A 16551-nucleotide genomic window follows, 5' to 3' on the forward strand; every position below is an offset into this window, starting at 1 on the left:
GCCGGTGCCGGATGGTGCTGTGGCGCCGGAGGTCCCGCAAAAGCCTTTGTCAACGAGCACGACGCGCGCGCCCTCGCCGGCAGCGCTGATTCCCGCCCAGGTGCCGGCCGGGCCGCCGCCGAGCACCAGCACATCTGCATCGAGCTCGACGCCGTCCGCTATGCGTGCATCGACGCGAGGCGCGTTGTCGCTCATTTCATGTCTCCGCTGCAAATCGAGATGCGCCCGCAAGGCGTCAGAAGCTGTCGTGGATGTTTGCCCACAACATTCGCTCTGGCAATTTCAGATATTGCTCCAAGCGGAGGACAAACACGCCGCAATGGCGCGGGGTGAAGAAAGAACTATCGCTTCCTTGAGAGACCAACGTCGCGATCTGCGATTGCGTGCGGTCTTCGTCAGCAAGAACAAGAATTTCATTTCGGCGAATGAACGTTATCGAAAACGATCGAGATGTTGCCGCCATCATTGAGAGGCGAAAACTAGCTTCGTGTCATTGAGGTTCTAGAATGACGGGGCTCTTGCGATCGCCAGCTCCAGATCGATTGGTCTGCGATCAGCCGACTTTCTGCCGCGCCATCCATTGCGTCGGCGTAAGCCCGAGCTCGGCACGAAATGCTGACCGCAATGCGTGCGCATCTGGAAACCCGCTGCGAAGGGCGACATCTTCCATACGATGTACGCCCGATGTCAGCATCTCCTGGGCGCGCGACAGACGCACCTGCTTCAGCCATTGTCCAAGGCTGCCGCCGATCCGCGAGCGGATATGACGCGACAGGCTTCGGCGGCTCATGCCGGCACGCTCCGCCAGTTCGTCGAGCGACGGCGTCCGGGTCGGATCGACGCGCAGCCCTTCCAGAATTTCGGTGACGCGCCGATCGGAGGACGATCCGATGGCCGGCCGCTCAAGCACCTGCGGTTGCTGGCCCGAGCGTTGCGGCGCAAGGACGAGGTGACGGGCGACGCGGTTGGCTTCGCCCAGCCCGGACACGCGGGCGAGCAGATGCAGACAGCAGTCCAGCCCGGACGCGATACCCGCCGAAGTCAATATTTGTCCTTCGTCGATAAAGAGTGCGCCGGCATCGACATCGACCGTGGGATAACGTAGCGCGAACGTCTTCGCTTGAGCCCAGTGCGTTGTGGCACGGCGTCCATGGAGCAAGCCGGCTTCGGCAAGACCAAAGGCTCCAAGGCAAAGACCGACGACGATCGCCCCGCGTTCGCCTGCCATTTGCACTTCCGCGATGATATCCGACGACAGCGGCTCGTCGACGTTCCGCCAGCCCGGCAGGATCACGACGTCGGCCTCGCGGGCCGCCTCCAACGGATAGCCCGCCTCGATCGTCAATCCGCCTGTGGTCTTTAAACGAGGCTCGTTTGAGCAGACGTCGATCCGATGACCGCTGGCCAGGAACGGTTCGCCGAACACCGCGAGCGGCGTGGACAGCATGAACGGACTGATGTGATCGTAGGCGAGGACGGCAATTCGCATTGGCCCGATCTACACCAAAAATGTCCATCGGGCCACTGACAGACGCAGGTGCGCGCGGGTAAAGGTCGCTGAAACCTTAGGAGCCCCATTATGACCCGCACGCTTCTCGTGATCGACGTCCAGAACGAATATTTTCCCGGTGGCCTGCTTCCACTATGGAAGCCCGATGGAATTGAGGCTCGCATCGTGTCCGCCATCGCGCGGGCAAGAGCTTCAGGAGACAACGTCGTCCTCGTCCGACACGTGTCGAAGGCAGACGCCGGTTTGTTCGCGGCAAACGGCCCAGGTAGTGCCGTCCGACCAGCGATTCTTGCAGCTGCAGTTGATGCTCCGATTGTCACCAAACAGTTCGCCGACGCTTTCCAGGAGACGGAACTATCGTCTCATTTAACGAAAACCGACGAGCTGCTGATCTGTGGAATGATGACGCAGAACTGTGTCGTCTTCACCGCCTTATCGCGCGCGGCTGACGACCTGTCCGTCCGGGTCATCGGTGAACTCTGCAGTGCTCCAACTGAGACAGTTCACAATATTGCGTTAAATGCTCTGGGATCGAAAGGTCTTATCGCCAGCGTAACGGACCTGTGGAGCTCGTGAGATATCGACAGATAGTCCTGTCAATCCGGCGGCGTCATTTCGTGCTCAGAAAGCGATGGCACCGATCACGGTTCAATCGACGTCGAAACGGTCAGTTGGCCGACGATGCATTTCGCATTGAACTCATGTTTGCCGCCGCGACCGGCGTCCACGCGAGCGAACTTCACGCGCTCCGTTGGAAGCATATCGACTTTGAGCGTCGCGAACTTTGCATCGAGACCCGCGTCGATCCGTATGGCAATGAGGATGTGCCCAAAACGGTAGCTGGCCTGCGTGCCACGCCCCTGGGCGGAGGTCTGCTCGCGAGTAGGGAGCATCCCTGAACGTGCTCATTGAATGTCAGGTACTGGCGCAAAGCGGACGGCGCATATCGCCGGGTTATGGCTTTGCGCTGATTGCCCAAGAAATTGTTGCACCATGCCGAGCAAATTTAACAACGCTTATGTCACTGAAATTGCCTTTTAAGTCATTGGGGGAGTTCCGTGGTGGATGTCGCTGTTGGAACATGGTGCTAATAGCTCCATCGTGTCGGCGATGAGATCGTCATAGCCGATGCCTAAGAGATAGCCGTTCGCTCTTCGAAAATCAGGCAAACGATGTCGCAGTCATCTATGGCTTCGAACAACGGTCAAAAAACACACAAAATATCATCTGGTTTCGCTATTTTTGAAGATGGCACAGCTCCTGCATGACCGTTTTGACCGATTGTCCGGTTTGCGGAAACAGGAGATGGCTATGCCTACACAATTTGACCGTCGCTACTTTCTGAAGGGAGCTGCCGGCGCTGCAGTCGCCGCTGGCTATGCGCAGATCGATCCGGACTTCTTCATCTCAAAGGCTCATGCCCAAGCCGGCAAGACCATGAGCTTTCTGTCGGCCGAAAACATCACGGGCAATTGGGATCCGACCGCGCACACGACGCTGTCGCAGAAGAACATCGAAGGCTTCGTGATGGGCTTTCTCACCCGCACGCCAATGAAGCTCGATAATCCCGGCGAGGTGATCTACGAACTGGCGACCGACATCAAGCTGCTCGATCCCAATCGCCTGCAGATCAAGCTGCGCCAGGGCGTGACCTTCCATGACGGCAAGCCGTTCAAGGCGGAAGACGTTAAGGCCACATTCGAATATGGATCGCGCGCGGATCGCCCGGCGCAGTGGTATCCCGGCCCGACAGAAACGCTGAAGATCGAGACGCCGGACGACTACACAGTGATCGTCGATACGTCGAAGGGCGGCTATCCCGCACATCTCTTCATGTTCCTGGCGGCGTTCCTGCCGATCATGTCGGCGAAGGACATCGCGGCCGGTCCCGGTGGCGTGTTGCCGCAGCGGCTTAACGGCACCGGGCCGTTCCGCTTCGTCGAGCAGCGCGGCAATGACACCGTGATGAAGGCCTATGACGGCTATTTCAAAGGCAAGCCTGCCATCGCCGGCATCAACTTCACATTCACCGGCGATTCCACCACGCGGATGCTCGCGCTGATGAACGGTCAGGCCTCGATCGTCGAGCGACTGGAGCCCGAGCAGGTCGATACAGTCAAGGGCAACGCCAATATCCGCATCAATCGCGTGGTGTCGGTCGAGAACAAATATCTGTGGTTCCGCTGCTCGAAGCCGCCGTTCAACGATCCGCGCATCCGCCTCGCCGCCTGTCACGCCATCAATCGCGACCTCATTCTCGAAGTGCTGGGATCGGCCGGCCACGCATCGTCGAACTTCGTCTCGCCCGTGAAGTTCGGTTACGTCGATCTCGAAAACTATCCGAAATTTGATCCGAAGAAATCCCAGGCGTTGCTTGCCGAGGCAGGCTTCCCGAACGGCAAGGGATTGCCGCCGCTCGAATATATCACATCGGTCGGCTTCTACCCGAAGACCAAGGAATATGGCGAGGTCATCACCGCGATGCTCAACGAGCAGGGCTTCAATGTCAGCCTGACGGTGCTCGAGCCGGCCGCCTGGAACGAGCGGCTCTATCATCGTCCGGGCGGCGGTCCCGGCCATATGGTCGATTGCGGCTGGTCGACGGGCTCGCCGGAGCCCGATCTGGTCCTGCGCACCCACTTCCATTCGTCGTCGCACCGCATCTGCGGCATCGAGGATCCTGCCATCGATGCAAGCCTCGACAAGGAACGCAGCGCGGCGACGCTCGAAGAGCGCAAGAAGATCCTGCAAACCGAAACGATGCCCTTGCTCGCTTCAAAAATGCCAGCGCTCCCGCTGTTCACGTCGGTCATGATCCACGCGATGCAGAAGGATTTCGAAGGCATGTATATCTATCCGGATGGATCCATGGACGCATCCAAGCCCGTTGCATGACCAGGAGTGACCGCTGCGCACTGCAATGATGCGGTGCGCAGCCATGCCTGGCTTTCTTGGAGCTTTGAATGTTCATTCTGAATTTTCTTATGCGGCGCCTTGCTCAGGGAGTCGTCATTATCTTTCTCGTTTCGCTGCTGATCTTCACATTGCTGAGGGTCGTACCGGGCGATCCCGTACGGCTGATGGCGGGAGGCATGGCGCCCGAAGCGCTGATCGAGAAGATCGCAACCGACATGGGCTTGCGCGATCCGATCCTGGTGCAGTTCGGCCGCTACATGTATGGCGTCGTCCGCGGCGATCTCGGCCAGTCCTTCGTGCGGCCCGCCAACGGAGCCTCGACCGGCGGGGCGAACTTCAACGACACGACGCGTGGTGAGCGGGCTTCTGTTCTCGGCCTCATCATGGAAGTTCTGCCCATGACGCTGCAGCTCGCTGCGGTGACTCTGGTGATCGCGCTGGTGTTTTCAGGGATCGTGGGGATCGCCGGCGGCCTCGCGATCGGGCGATGGCCGGACAAGCTCGCATTCTACGTGTCGTCCGTCTTCATCTCACTGCCGAATTTCTGGCTGGGCATCGTTCTGGCGCTGCTGTTCTCCGTCAAGCTCGGTTGGCTGCCGGCGATCGGCTATCGCGGCTTCGCCTATACGATCCTGCCGGCCATCGTGCTTGCGGTGGAGTTGTCGCCGGTGCTGATCCGAACGCTGGTGAGTTCGGTGTCGGCGCAAATGACCGAACCCTATGTGGCGGTAGGTCATGTGCGCGGCCTTAGCCGCAGCCGCATCATCGCCAACCATGCGCTGCGCAACGCGTCGGTGCCGCTGCTCAACCTGCTGGGAATCCAGTTCTCCAGCCTGCTCGGCGGAGTCATCATCGTCGAATACATCTTCGACTATCCCGGTCTCGGCCTGCTGACGATCAATGCCGTGCTGCAACGTGATTTCCCGCTGATCCAGGGCATCGCGATCGTGACCAGCGCCATCTTCGTGCTCATCAATATCGTCGTCGATCTCGCTGCCACCGCCATGGATCCGAGGCTGGAATACTGATGTCCATCGTCACCGCCACCGCAGCGCCCATTGCGCCCGTTACATCGCAACGCTCCATTGCTCGCCGAATTTTCAGCCGGGCAGCGTCGATGCCCGGCTTTCGCGCGGGCCTGGGAATATTTCTCATCCTCGCGTTCGCCGCGGCATTCTACCCCGAGCTAAGCGGCATCGACCCCACCAAGATAAATATCAAGGCACGGCTGCTGCCGCCGCTCTTCATCGGCAACAACTGGAGCTGGGCCTATCCGCTCGGAACGGACCAGATCGGCCGCGACATGCTGGTTCGTTCGCTGGTGGGCTTGCGCTATTCGTTCCTGATCGGCGTCGCGTCGGTCATCGTGACGCTGATCATAGGCTGTGCGCTCGGCACTATTGCGGGATATTTCGGCAACCGGACCGACGCCATCATCATGCGGCTGACCGATGCCCAGCTTTCCATTCCCATGATCATCCTCGCCATCGCGGTTCTGGGCGTGTCGCGGCCCACCATCCCGGCGATCATTCTGGTGCTCGGCGTCTCCAGCTGGCCGGTCTATGCACGCATCATGCGCAGCATCGTCATGACCGAGCGACAACGCGAATATGTCCGTGCCGCCAAGATCGGCGGATCGACGGATCTCCGCATCATCCTGACACTGCTGCTGCCGCTGCTCTTGCCGCCGGTGCTGTTCACGTCGGTTCTCGACGTGGCCCGCATGATGATCTTCGAATCGACGCTTGGCTTTCTCGGCCTCGGCGTCCAGCCGCCGACGCCGACATTCGGCAACATCATCGCTGACGGCCGCAAATATCTGCTCAATGCCTGGTGGATCGCCACCATGCCGGGCCTTTTTCTCGGCCTGACGCTCACCAGCATCAATCTGATGGGCGCCTCCCTCGAACGCGCACGCAGCACCATTCATGGAGGTTCGGAGTGATGACGGAGCCGCTTCTCGAACTTAGGAACGTGACGGTCACCGCCGGCCGCAGCTCCTCGAAAATCATCCTCAACGACGTATCACTGAGCCTCGCGCCACGTGAAATCGTCGGTGTGGTCGGCGCCAGCGGGTGCGGCAAGACCGTGCTCTCGAAGACCGTCGTCAACTGGCTGGAGCAGCCGCTGGCGAAGCAATCCGGCGAGGTGCTGTTCGAAGGACGTGACCTCTACGCCATGCGCGGATCCGACATGCGGCTACTGCGCCAGCGGATTTCTTACGTGGGTGCGAACCCGCAGGGCGCGCTGGATCCGACGCTGTCGGTGGGTGCACAGATCGTGGAGAAGATGCGTGCCGTCGTCCCCAACGTCTCACGCCGGGAGGCGCAGGATCGGGTCGTCGAACTGCTCGACGCCGTCCGCATCCCCTCGGCGCGAAGCCGCTTTCATGACTATCCGTCGCATTTTTCGGGCGGCATGATGCAACGTGCGCTGATCGTGGACGCGCTGGTGACAAACCCGGCTTTGCTAGTCGCGGACAACGTCACGCAGCCGCTCGACGTCACCGTGGCTGCGCAGGTTATCCGGCTGATGAAGGAACTGACGACTAGTTTCGACACCGCCGTCCTGTTCGTGTCTTCGTCGTTGCCGGTCGCACGCGAAGCATGTTCGCGGATCCTGGTGATGGATGAGGGCCGGATCGTCGAGGAGCAGTCGACCGAGGATCTGATTGCAAAGCCGATCTATTCATATACGCGCGATCTCGTCAGCCAGACCCCGAAAATCTGGATCGACGCGCCCGTGCCCGCGCCGCGCGACGATCGCCGGGATGTCGTGCTAAGCCTGCGTGATGCGTCGCAGAGCTACAAAGTACGCAAGAAGACGGGTTTCGGCGGGGTCGATCTCGTGCGCGCCGTTCGCAACGTCACCTTCGACATCCGGCGCGGCGACAGCTTTGCCATCGTGGGCGAGTCCGGTTGCGGCAAATCCACGCTGATGCGGCTGCTGTGCCGGCTCGAACTGCCGAGTTCCGGCCAGATTCTGTGCAGCGAGGCCGATATCGCAAATCTGAAAGGCAAGCAACTGCTGGCATTCCGCGGGAAACTGCAGATGGTCCTGCAGGATCCGTTCGGATCGCTGCCACCTCGCACCTCGGTCGGCAAGATACTGGAGGATCCGCTGCGAACGCACGGATGGCGTGACAAGGCAAAGATTCGCGCGCGCGTGCTGAAGGTGATGGGAGAGGTCGGGCTTCCGGTCGATCTCTATGAGGAGCTTCCGTTGGGACTGAGCGCGGGGCAGCGGCAGCGCATCAATGTTGCACGCGCGCTGGTTCTGGAGCCCGAGATCCTGATCATGGACGAAACCTTGTCGTCCCTCGACCAGGCCGAGCAGTTCAAGCTTCTTGATCTGTTCCAGAAGCTGCAGAAGGAATACGACCTCACTTACATCTATATCTCGCACGATCTCGCGATGGTGCGGAAGGCGTGCAACCGTGTGGCGGTGATGTATCTCGGCGAGGTGTTCGAACTCGCCGACAACGAGCGGCTGTTTTTCGATCCGGGGCATCCCTATACGAAGGCGCTTCTCAGCGCGATGCCGACGCTCGAACAGCGGCGCTACCGGCCGGAGGACTGCCTAATGGAAGGCGAGCCGCCAAGCCCGCTCAATATTCCCGAAGGGTGCAGTTTCAGGTCGCGCTGTCCGCAAGCGATGGACAAATGCAGCCAGTCGCAGCCAAGCCTGACGGTGCGGGAGCGGCAGGATTTCGCCGCCTGCCATCTCGTGGTGCCGCCGGCCGTAACCGCTCGCTTCAGCGAGACGGTCCCGGTCAATTCCTGAGGATGATCGTGCATAAGAACATGCGCCAAGAGCCTGCAAAAGCTATCGAAGTCGAGGAACGTCCATGAGTTTCACGGAGCATCGCCTGGAATTGATCCGCGAAATGCTGCGTCACAAGCAACGTGTTCACGTCAAGGATCTCGTCGATCAACTCAGGGTCAGCCACGAGTCGATCAGGCGGGATCTCAGGGAGCTCGAGACGCAGGGTTTTGCCCGCCGGGTTTACGGCGGCGCTGTCATCGATCGGCAGGAAAGCGATCAGCCGTTTGCGGAACGTCTGCGGGTAGGCGCCAAGGAGAAGGCACGCATCGGCGAAGCCACCGCAGCGCTGATTGAGCACGGCATGAAGGTCTTCATTGACGAGGGAACGACGGCTCTCGCCTGCCTGCGCTATATCGAGGGACGCAAGGATCTTACCATCGTCAGCAATTCACTGGCTGTCGCAGCCCACTTCTACCGGGAGCCGACGCCCAGCGTGCGCGTGCTCGGCGGCCGACTGCGGACCGAATACCAGGCGACGTTCGGACCGGAGACGGTGGCCGCGATGAAGGACCATTTCTTCGATCTCGCCATCATCGCCATCAGCGCGGTGCATGCCGAGCGCGGCTTCATGGACTACGGCGAGGACGAGGCGATCATCCGCCGGATTGCGCGCACACAGGCCAAGCGCGCCGTCATCGTCGCCGACAGTTCGAAATTCGGGCGCATCGGTTCGATCCACACATTCGGCCTTTCGGATGTGCATGCGGTGATCACCGGGGCACCGCTGACCAAGGACTTCGCCAGCCAGTTTCTGAAATCCAAAGTGGACATCATCTATGCCTGACACCCTCTCTGACCACGCACCGATCGACGAAGCCCGCCTGCAGGCGATGATGGACGAACTGTCGGTCTTCGGCGGTGGACCGGACGGCGCCATGACGCGGCTGACATTGTCGAAAGAGGATGGCGCGGCGCGGGACTGGCTCGCGGGCTGGTTTTCCGCTCAAGGCTTCACACAGGCGGTCGATGCGATCGGCAACCAGTTCGGCAGCCTGATATTGGCAGGCGCAAATGCGCCGGTGGTCATGGTCGGGTCGCATATCGACAGCCAGCCCAATGGCGGTCGGTTTGATGGCGCGCTCGGCGTGGTGTCAGCCTGCGAGGCCGTTCTTGCCGTGTCACAGCGCCTCAAGGCCGAGGGTAAGTCGTCGCTCTGCAATTTTCGGGTGGTGAACTGGACCAACGAAGAGGGCGCGCGATTCCAGCCGAGCTTGCTCGGTAGCAGCGTGTTCGCTGGCGCAGCTGAACTTGATTGGGCGCTCGACCGCGTCGACGGCGACGGCATCTCGGTGCGGCAGTCGCTCTTAGAAATCGGATATGCAGGCACGAGCAAAATTGCCGTGCCAAGCGCTTTGATCGAGCTTCACATCGAGGGTGACAAGGCACTGTTTCAGTCCGGAGAGAAGTTTGGTGTCTTCACCCGGTTCTGGGGCGCTACCAAATATCGCCTCGCATTCCTCGGCCGACAGGCCCATACGGGCGCGACGCCGATGGCGGAACGCAAGGACGCGGTGCTTGCAGCCGCCTATCTGATCGCCGATCTCAAGCAGATCTCGCGCGAGCACGGCCTCGACCTGCACACCTCCGTCGGGCGGCTCGAAGTATTTCCCAATTCACCGAACACCGTGCCGTCGGAGGCCGTTCTGTTCATTGAGCTGCGCTCTGGCTCGCCGGAGATTCTCGCCGAAGCCGAAACCAAGATGCTGGACCGGATCGAGGTGGCGGCGGCGAATGCCAGCGTCACCTACGAGGTTCGCTCGATCGACCGCCGCAAGGCCGGCCGCTTCGATGCAGGGCTGATCGCGCTGGCCGAGCGGATGGCCGCAACACACGGAGAGACCGCGCGTTCGCTGGATACGATCGGCGGACACGATGCCGTTGCGCTATCGGCCGTCTGTCCGTCCATCGTGATGGCCGTGCGTTCGCGCGATGGCGTCATTCATCACCCCACCGAATTCACCAGCGCCGCGGATCAGGCCTTCGGCACGCGGGTCCTCGCGGACATGCTCTACGAGATCGCCTGCAAGGGTCTGCAAAGCTTCGGCAACACGGACGGGGCATGACATGAAGGCGCTCGGGAATCCGGTTTCTCTGCTCGAACAACGCGTGGAACGTGCAATCGTGAGCCTGCCGGTGCTCGATGCATCGCGGGTGACTTATGTCGCCTGCACGTCGCCGGTAGCGTCGCCGTCCTATCAGGCTGTCGAGTCGCAGTCGTTTGATGTCGCGATCGGCGGCGCAGAACCAAGCTACTTCCTGCGCCTGGCAAATGACGAAGTGGCTGAGCTGGTCGATGACGATGTCGCGTTCGCCGCTGCTGGCAGGCTCAATGATCTCGCGTTTTCGCCGGAACCAGTCGGACGTGCAGCCGAGCAGCGCGCGGTGCTTTTTGCTCGACTCGGAAACGGCTGGCGTGCGGCCAAGATCGACGACTTGATGCAGCCGCCGATGACAACCCGGTTGATCGAGATGCAGAAGACCATCGCGGCAGGCGCGCCATTCGGGCGGTCATGGTCGGTGTTCGACGGCATCGACAGGCTGAAAACGCTCGTCGTGCAGAGTGGTGAGAACCTGCCTGCTGACACGGACTGGATGCTGGCATGGATGGCGGCGATGCGAGAGGCGATCTCCGCAGCGGGCGTCACCGACAAGCCGGCACATGGCGATCCGCATTCCTCCAATGTGATGCTGGATCCGGATGGATCAATCATACTGGTGGATTTCGACATGGCGGCCGACATGGATCCCTATTATCAGCTCGGCGTTCAGATGAACGAGCTCTATCAGTTCGAGAGCCAAATGAAGCCGCTGCTGGAAATGCATGACGGGCATTTCAGCGAAACAGCCTTCAGTCGTTGCCGGATCTATGCTGCTGCCGACGACCTGTACTGGGCGCTGCGCAGTCTGCTGCAGCATGCTCGATCGCCGCTGCGCAGCGTCGAATTCCTGAAATATGCGGGCTGGCGTTTTCTGCGCTGCCGGATGCTGCTGGAGAATCCCGGTTTCGAGCAGCGCTTGCGATCTCTCTAGGCGGACGAGTACCATGATGGACATAGGCAATGGCACGTCGGATGCTGAACGGTCGCTCGAAGCGGCCATCATTCAGGTCGCGCCCTGGAAGGGGCGCCGCCTGTCCTATGCGCCGGTCTCTGGTGGCATCAGCAACACCAATTTCCGCGTCAGGGTCGAGGGCGATGCGATCGGTTATTTTGTCAAGATTCCCGGCCGCGGCACGGAGATGTTCATCGATCGCAATGCCGCGCGGGCAGCGAGCAAGCAGGCTGAGGCTATCGATATCGGCCCGCGTACCTTCGATTATCTTGATCATCTGGATATCGAAGTGTCGGAATTCCTCGATGATCGCCGCGCATCGACCCATCGCGATGCCGTGGATCAGGGGTTTCGCACCAACGTGGTGCAGATCTATCGCCGCTTTCACCGGGCTCAACCGCTCCCATTGACGAAGACCGTGTTCGACATGATCGATGAACACTATGACCAGGTCAGGCAGCTCGGCGGCTACTGGCCAGAGGATCACACTTGGCTCTATCGTCAGTATCAGCAGGCGCGTGCAGCACTGGACGCATCGGGGCTGGATCTCGTGCCATGTTTCAACGATCCCATGCCAGGCAACTTCCTGGTTGGCGATGACGGATCGGTCAAGCTGATTGACTTCGAATATGCCTCAAACAATGAACGGCTCTACGATCTTGCGATCTGGAGCAGCGAGCACTTCTTTCCGGAGGATGTCGAACAGGAGATCATCGAAGCCTATTTCGGCCGTTTCGACCGGCGGCTGCACGCACGCTTCGTGATTCACAAGGCGCTCGCCGACATCAAATGGAGCACCTGGGCGATGGTGCAGAATCGCGTCTCGACGCTGGATTTCGATTTCTACAAGTATGGGATCTGGAAACACATGCGCGCCCGCTCCATCATCCAGGATCCACGATGGCCGTCGTTTCTGAAGGCACTTTGATGTTCGAGGACGCCCTGGTGGCAGACGATGCCGACGCCTATCTCGCTTTTGCCACCGAACTCGCGGATTCGGTGCGACCGCTTCTGCTGTCGCATTTCCGCAGTCCGCTGGATGTCATCTCCAAACCTGACGACAGTCCGGTGACGGTCGCCGATCGCGCGGCCGAGCTGCATTTGAGAGAAAGGATCCAGCAGCGCTTTCCGGATCACGGGATCATCGGCGAGGAAACCGGCGGCACGCCGCGCGGCGCCTTTAACTGGATCATCGACCCGATCGACGGGACCAAGAGTTTCATCACGGGTTTCCCGCTTTTCGGGACGTTGATAGCGCTCTCTCATGAAGAGAAGCCGTTCTGCGGAGTGATCGACATTCCCTTTACGGGGGAGCGATGGAGTGCCAAGCCGGGTCGCACCATGTACAAGAGCACGTTAGCACGGACGAGTGCGTGTGGGCGCGTCGCAGATGCGCGCTTCTACACCACGTCGCCGGATATGTTCATCGACGAGGAAGTCGAGACATTCGAGCGGCTGTCGAGGAGTGCGAGACTTCGCCGCTTCGGCGGAGACTGTTACATCTATGGCCTGCTTGCCTCCGGGCATTGCGACATCGTTCTGGAAACGGGGTTGCACCCCTATGATTACATGGCACTCGTTCCGGTCGTGCACAGCGCGGGTGGTTGCATGACCGATTGGGAGGGGCGTCCACTGTCCCTCCGCTCGGACGGGCGCGTGCTGGCGAGCGCGACACCCGCGCTGCATGCGGAAGCGCTGGCCTTCATCCGGCGGTAACGAGTGAAAATGCCTTACAAAACCACTATCGAAGGCACCGTCTTCCGCTTCAACGATCTAAAGGATCTGATGGCGAAGGCGACGCCCGAGCGATCGGGCGATCAGCTCGCCGGCATTGCCGCGGACGGGCCGGTGGAGCGGCTGGCAGCTCAGATCGCGCTGGCCGATCTGCCTCTCAAAACATTCCTGACTGAAGAGCTGATCCCGCCGGAGACCGACGAGGTCTCGCGTTTGATTCAGGACAGGCACGATCCGATTGCCTTCGCCGCCGTCTCGTCGTTGACCGTCGGCGAGTTCCGGGAATGGCTGCTCGCCCCCAAAACCGCCCAGCAGCAACTTGAGGACCTGACACTCGGCCTGACGCCGGAAATGGTCGCGGCAGTGTCCAAGATCATGCGCCTGCAGGATCTGATTTCGGTCGCGTCGAAGCGCGAGGTCGTCACTAAATTTCGTTCGACCATCGGGCTGAAAGGACGGCTATCCACGCGCAACCAACCCAATCATCCCGTCGACGACTCCTATGGCATCGCGGCATCGGCGCTCGACGGGCTGCTGATGGGTTCCGGCGATGCCGTGATCGGGGTCAATCCGGCCACCGATACTGTGGAGGACTATGTCCGCATCGTCGCGTTGCTCGACGAATTGCGCACGCGCCTAGCGATCCCGACACAGACCTGTTGCCTTGGTCACGTGACGACAGCAATGAAGGCGATGGCCGCGAAGGCGCCGGTGGATATCGTGTTCCAATCGGTCGCCGGTTCGCAAAAGGCGAATGACGGCTTCGGCGTCAGTCTGTCGCTGTTGCGCGAGGCCTATGAGGCGGTTCGTGCCCTCAAGCGTGGTCCGGCGGATGCTCATCTGATGTATTTCGAGACGGGGCAGGGCGCGGCGCTGTCGGCCGACGCGCATTTCGGTGTCGATCAGCAGACGATGGAGGTACGTGCCTATGCGGTCGCGCGCGAGTTCGATCCGCTGCTCGTCAACACGGTTGTCGGCTTCATCGGCCCGGAATATCTCTTCAATGGCAAGCAGATCATCCGCGCCGGGCTCGAGGATCATTTCTGCGGCAAGCTGCTGGGCCTGCCGATGGGCGTCGACGTCTGCTACACCAATCATGCGGATGCGGACCAGGAAGATATGGATGTGCTGCTCACACTGCTCTGCGCCGCCAATGTCAATTTCGTCATTACGGTGCCTGGTGCCGACGACGTGATGCTGAACTATCAATCGCTCGCGCATCACGACGCCGTTTATTGCCGGGAAACCTTGAATCGTCCGCCGGCGCCGGAGTTCGAGCGTTGGCTCGTTGAGGTCGGCTTGACCGATGAGGCGGGTCGCCTGCTCGACGCGCCAACCGGGTTGACCGACTACATGGCGAATTCCAGGTTACTCGGGATCTGACATGACGAAGGAGCCAGAACGTACATCCCCACTGCCACGCGATCTGCGGCAGATGACGGACGCACGGGTACTTCTCGGCAGATTCGGAGCGGGCATGCCGACACGCGCGGCACAGTCCTTTCTGCTCGATCACGCGCGTGCACGGCAGGCCGTGTGGTCCAGTGTCGATTGGGCTTCGGTCGAAGCCGGCCTGAATGAGCTCGGGCTGGGTATCATCGAGGTCGCCAGCAAGGCGGGCGATCGTGCCACCTATGTCCGTCGCCCCGATCTCGGCCGAACTCTCTCCGCCGAGGTTGCAGAGCGGCTCGCAAGCATGACGCCGGGCTGCGATGTCGCGATCATTCTCGCCGACGGCCTTTCCGCCAGCGCGATCGACATCAACGCGGTGCCGCTGACGAGGGCGATCGTCGCACGGCTGTCGGCCCGGCAGCTTTCTATTGCGCCTATCGTTCTGGCATCGCAGGCGCGCGTCGCCATCGGAGATCCCATTGCGGCGATCATCGGCGCGAAGGTGTCAGTCATGATCATAGGCGAACGTCCCGGCCTTTCGGCGGCCGACAGTCTCGGAATCTACCTGACCCATTCGCCCGCGATCGGCACGCCGGATTCGAAGCGAAACTGCATCTCCAACGTCCGGGATGGCGGCCTTGCCATTGTGGATGCCACCGACCTGGTCGTATCGTTGGTGGTCGACATGTTGAAAGTCGGTGTCAGCGGCGTCGGGCTGAAGGCGGCTCTCGACGTCTTGCCGTGTCCGGATGCGAACGGGCGGTGACCTTCCGGAACGCTCGTGACGTCAGCGCTGCAGTAACATCGGCATGGTCCAACGGGCAGACCGAGGGACGGATAACAAAGCTCAAGCTCGTTAAGCGTCAGTCAGATGTATGGACGCGCCAAGCTCGACTTGCTCCAAGCCCGACTAATCGGCGCCCCTTGATGCGCCTGCACCAAATTGCGTCAGAGCCCAATATTGCCCCCTTAAGCCGGGGATCGCGCCTTCGATCCGAGGCGTGCGAGGCCGCGCCGAGCGGATGCTAGCGCGGGACGCCAGAGCCGGCTGGAAGGCGCAATGTGCGAACCTGCATTGTTGCAATGCAGCAATGAACTATCGCAGTGCAGCAAAGGGGGGCAGGCTGCCTTATTGAATCCTACGAGGAGACTAATAGTGAAGATGACTTCCTTATCGATCGCAGCCGTCGCCGCGATCGCGATTTCGGGTGGCACTGCCGGCTTCGCTGCGGAGTTGCCGATCTATGAAGCGGCGGGTTTGCCGATATCGGCGGTGCAAGTTCGAGTGCTGGGAGCCGCGAATGTCCAGGAACAGTCGGCGGCGCCAACCTCCACGGCCTCTGTGCATCAGCTGGGAGTCCTAGCACCGCGGACGACAATGACGACCGCGACGGCCGCAGCAACCCGGACCGAAACCGCTCGCCCAATTCGTTGACCGGCACCTCCGTAGCCGTTTGAGGTCTGGGCCCTCAACTGCGACCGCTCGTCATATGTCAGCTGTAGGAGCACGGCGGCGGGGACTTCCGATTGTCCACCTTCACCGTCGGACAGCCGTTATCTCATTGAATTCATAGTCGAAGATGCGCACCATCGCACTCCAGATCCTTAGGGGCGAGCTGTGCGAGATGGCGCTCCCACTCTTCAAGCACCTCAAACAGAAAGTTCAAGCTTTCTCTCTCTAAGCGCACCACCATTTCAATAACTTGTCAAAACGGTCTTTCGCACCGGCTCGCCATCGGTGGGTTCAACCTATGAACGTTGTTCCAAGGTAGCCCGGACTTTTGCGATGACCTCGTGATAATCGGCCTCCCGCTTGTCCTGCATTTCCTGCTGCCGTGCCTTGAATGATGCCACGCGATTGCGGATGTCTTCCCGGAGATCAGTCAGCTTCATCGGCTGCGCAGGTTCCGGGACGATCTGCTTCGGATTTTCAGCGGCTTTCATCTCGGCGTCTACCGCAACGGTCAACTTCGCGGCCAGCTCGGGCTGGTTGCCCGAGACCTCTTTTACAAATGCCAATGTCTCCGCGATTAAACGATCGCGCTCTTCGACCCAACTCATGGCGTCATCATTTAGATTGAGCGACGTTAGTGCAAGCGCGTCAGCGGGTTAAGCCTAACGGG

General features: G+C 60.6%; 16 protein-coding genes. 13 read left to right on the forward strand and 3 right to left on the reverse strand.

The features are described 5' to 3' along the window. Together HP556_RS17845 and HP556_RS17850 are read right to left on the reverse strand one after the other, a co-directional pair. Positions 1-195, reverse strand: a 195-nt coding sequence (locus tag HP556_RS17845) for an FAD-dependent oxidoreductase (protein ID WP_175365836.1), incomplete at its 3' end; no start/stop codon positions are given. A 358-nt stretch (positions 196-553) separates the two neighbouring features. Next, entirely contained in the window at positions 554-1489 is a 936-nt protein-coding gene (locus HP556_RS17850; protein ID WP_175367972.1) for a GlxA family transcriptional regulator, read from the reverse strand. 90 nt (positions 1490-1579) lie between these two features. On the opposite strand from HP556_RS17850, the gene HP556_RS17855 reads away from it, so the two are divergent. The 13 genes from HP556_RS17855 to eutC all read left to right on the forward strand — a co-directional run bounded on the left by HP556_RS17855 (position 1580) and on the right by eutC (position 15194). Then, positions 1580-2086 carry an isochorismatase family protein gene (locus HP556_RS17855; protein WP_175367973.1) on the forward strand — a complete coding sequence of 169 codons (507 nt, stop codon included), beginning with the start codon at positions 1580-1582 and terminating at the stop codon, positions 2084-2086. 95 nt (positions 2087-2181) lie between these two features. Further along, entirely contained in the window at positions 2182-2409 is a 228-nt protein-coding gene (locus HP556_RS17860; protein ID WP_175367974.1) for a site-specific integrase, read from the forward strand. Positions 2410-2821: 412 nt separating this feature from the next. Beyond that, a complete protein-coding gene (locus tag HP556_RS17865; RefSeq protein WP_120292964.1) occupies positions 2822-4405 on the forward strand; it encodes an ABC transporter substrate-binding protein in 1584 nt (527 codons plus the stop codon). Positions 4406-4473: 68 nt separating this feature from the next. Then, positions 4474-5454, forward strand: coding sequence for an ABC transporter permease (locus HP556_RS17870; protein ID WP_175367975.1), 981 nt, complete (start codon positions 4474-4476; stop codon positions 5452-5454). Then, a complete protein-coding gene (locus HP556_RS17875; RefSeq protein WP_175367976.1) occupies positions 5454-6371 on the forward strand; it encodes an ABC transporter permease in 918 nt (305 codons plus the stop codon). The genes HP556_RS17870 and HP556_RS17875 overlap by 1 nt, the downstream gene beginning before the upstream one ends. Further along, positions 6371-8209, forward strand: coding sequence for an ABC transporter ATP-binding protein (locus HP556_RS17880; protein WP_175367977.1), 1839 nt, complete (start codon positions 6371-6373; stop codon positions 8207-8209). Before HP556_RS17875 ends, HP556_RS17880 begins: the two co-directional genes overlap by 1 nt. Before the next feature lie 64 nt (positions 8210-8273). Next, entirely contained in the window at positions 8274-9035 is a 762-nt protein-coding gene (locus tag HP556_RS17885; protein ID WP_116661694.1) for a DeoR/GlpR family DNA-binding transcription regulator, read from the forward strand. Continuing rightward, positions 9028-10314, forward strand: coding sequence for a Zn-dependent hydrolase (locus HP556_RS17890; protein ID WP_175367978.1), 1287 nt, complete (start codon positions 9028-9030; stop codon positions 10312-10314). Before HP556_RS17885 ends, HP556_RS17890 begins: the two co-directional genes overlap by 8 nt. Position 10315: 1 nt before the next feature. Beyond that, a complete protein-coding gene (locus HP556_RS17895; RefSeq protein WP_175367979.1) occupies positions 10316-11281 on the forward strand; it encodes a phosphotransferase family protein in 966 nt (321 codons plus the stop codon). Between the two features lie 13 nt (positions 11282-11294). Next, the gene (locus HP556_RS17900) at positions 11295-12230 is read left to right on the forward strand and encodes a choline kinase family protein (protein WP_175367980.1); all 936 of its coding nucleotides are present in this window, start codon (positions 11295-11297) and stop codon (positions 12228-12230) included. Beyond that, the gene (hisN, locus tag HP556_RS17905) at positions 12230-13018 is read left to right on the forward strand and encodes a histidinol-phosphatase (protein WP_175368039.1); all 789 of its coding nucleotides are present in this window, start codon (positions 12230-12232) and stop codon (positions 13016-13018) included. The genes HP556_RS17900 and hisN overlap by 1 nt, the downstream gene beginning before the upstream one ends. Positions 13019-13027: 9 nt before the next feature. Further along, positions 13028-14419 carry an ethanolamine ammonia-lyase subunit EutB gene (locus tag HP556_RS17910; RefSeq protein ID WP_175367981.1) on the forward strand — a complete coding sequence of 464 codons (1392 nt, stop codon included), beginning with the start codon at positions 13028-13030 and terminating at the stop codon, positions 14417-14419. Between the two features lies 1 nt (position 14420). Further along, entirely contained in the window at positions 14421-15194 is a 774-nt protein-coding gene (eutC, locus tag HP556_RS17915; protein WP_120292982.1) for an ethanolamine ammonia-lyase subunit EutC, read from the forward strand. Between the two features lie 983 nt (positions 15195-16177). Here the strand turns inward: eutC and HP556_RS17925 are convergent. Continuing rightward, positions 16178-16489 (reverse strand): hypothetical protein, encoded by a 312-nt coding sequence (locus HP556_RS17925; RefSeq protein ID WP_175367982.1) that lies wholly within the window; start codon positions 16487-16489, stop codon positions 16178-16180. Positions 16490-16551: the final 62 nt, after the last annotated feature.

Source organism: Tardiphaga robiniae, from assembly GCF_013359755.1.
GTDB classification, from domain to species: domain Bacteria; phylum Pseudomonadota; class Alphaproteobacteria; order Rhizobiales; family Xanthobacteraceae; genus Tardiphaga; species Tardiphaga robiniae.

Coding starts and splice junctions, on each gene's coding strand:
- HP556_RS17850 (WP_175367972.1), bottom strand. CDS start 1,489: ATGCGAATTGCCGTCCTCGCCTACGATCACATCAGTCCGTTCATGCTG.
- HP556_RS17855 (WP_175367973.1), top strand. CDS start 1,580: ATGACCCGCACGCTTCTCGTGATCGACGTCCAGAACGAATATTTTCCC.
- hisN (WP_175368039.1), top strand. CDS start 12,230: ATGTTCGAGGACGCCCTGGTGGCAGACGATGCCGACGCCTATCTCGCT.
- HP556_RS17900 (WP_175367980.1), top strand. CDS start 11,295: ATGATGGACATAGGCAATGGCACGTCGGATGCTGAACGGTCGCTCGAA.
- eutC (WP_120292982.1), top strand. CDS start 14,421: ATGACGAAGGAGCCAGAACGTACATCCCCACTGCCACGCGATCTGCGG.
- HP556_RS17890 (WP_175367978.1), top strand. CDS start 9,028: ATGCCTGACACCCTCTCTGACCACGCACCGATCGACGAAGCCCGCCTG.
- HP556_RS17870 (WP_175367975.1), top strand. CDS start 4,474: ATGTTCATTCTGAATTTTCTTATGCGGCGCCTTGCTCAGGGAGTCGTC.
- HP556_RS17875 (WP_175367976.1), top strand. CDS start 5,454: ATGTCCATCGTCACCGCCACCGCAGCGCCCATTGCGCCCGTTACATCG.
- HP556_RS17925 (WP_175367982.1), bottom strand. CDS start 16,489: ATGAGTTGGGTCGAAGAGCGCGATCGTTTAATCGCGGAGACATTGGCA.
- HP556_RS17865 (WP_120292964.1), top strand. CDS start 2,822: ATGCCTACACAATTTGACCGTCGCTACTTTCTGAAGGGAGCTGCCGGC.
- HP556_RS17910 (WP_175367981.1), top strand. CDS start 13,028: ATGCCTTACAAAACCACTATCGAAGGCACCGTCTTCCGCTTCAACGAT.
- HP556_RS17885 (WP_116661694.1), top strand. CDS start 8,274: ATGAGTTTCACGGAGCATCGCCTGGAATTGATCCGCGAAATGCTGCGT.
- HP556_RS17880 (WP_175367977.1), top strand. CDS start 6,371: ATGACGGAGCCGCTTCTCGAACTTAGGAACGTGACGGTCACCGCCGGC.
- HP556_RS17895 (WP_175367979.1), top strand. CDS start 10,316: ATGAAGGCGCTCGGGAATCCGGTTTCTCTGCTCGAACAACGCGTGGAA.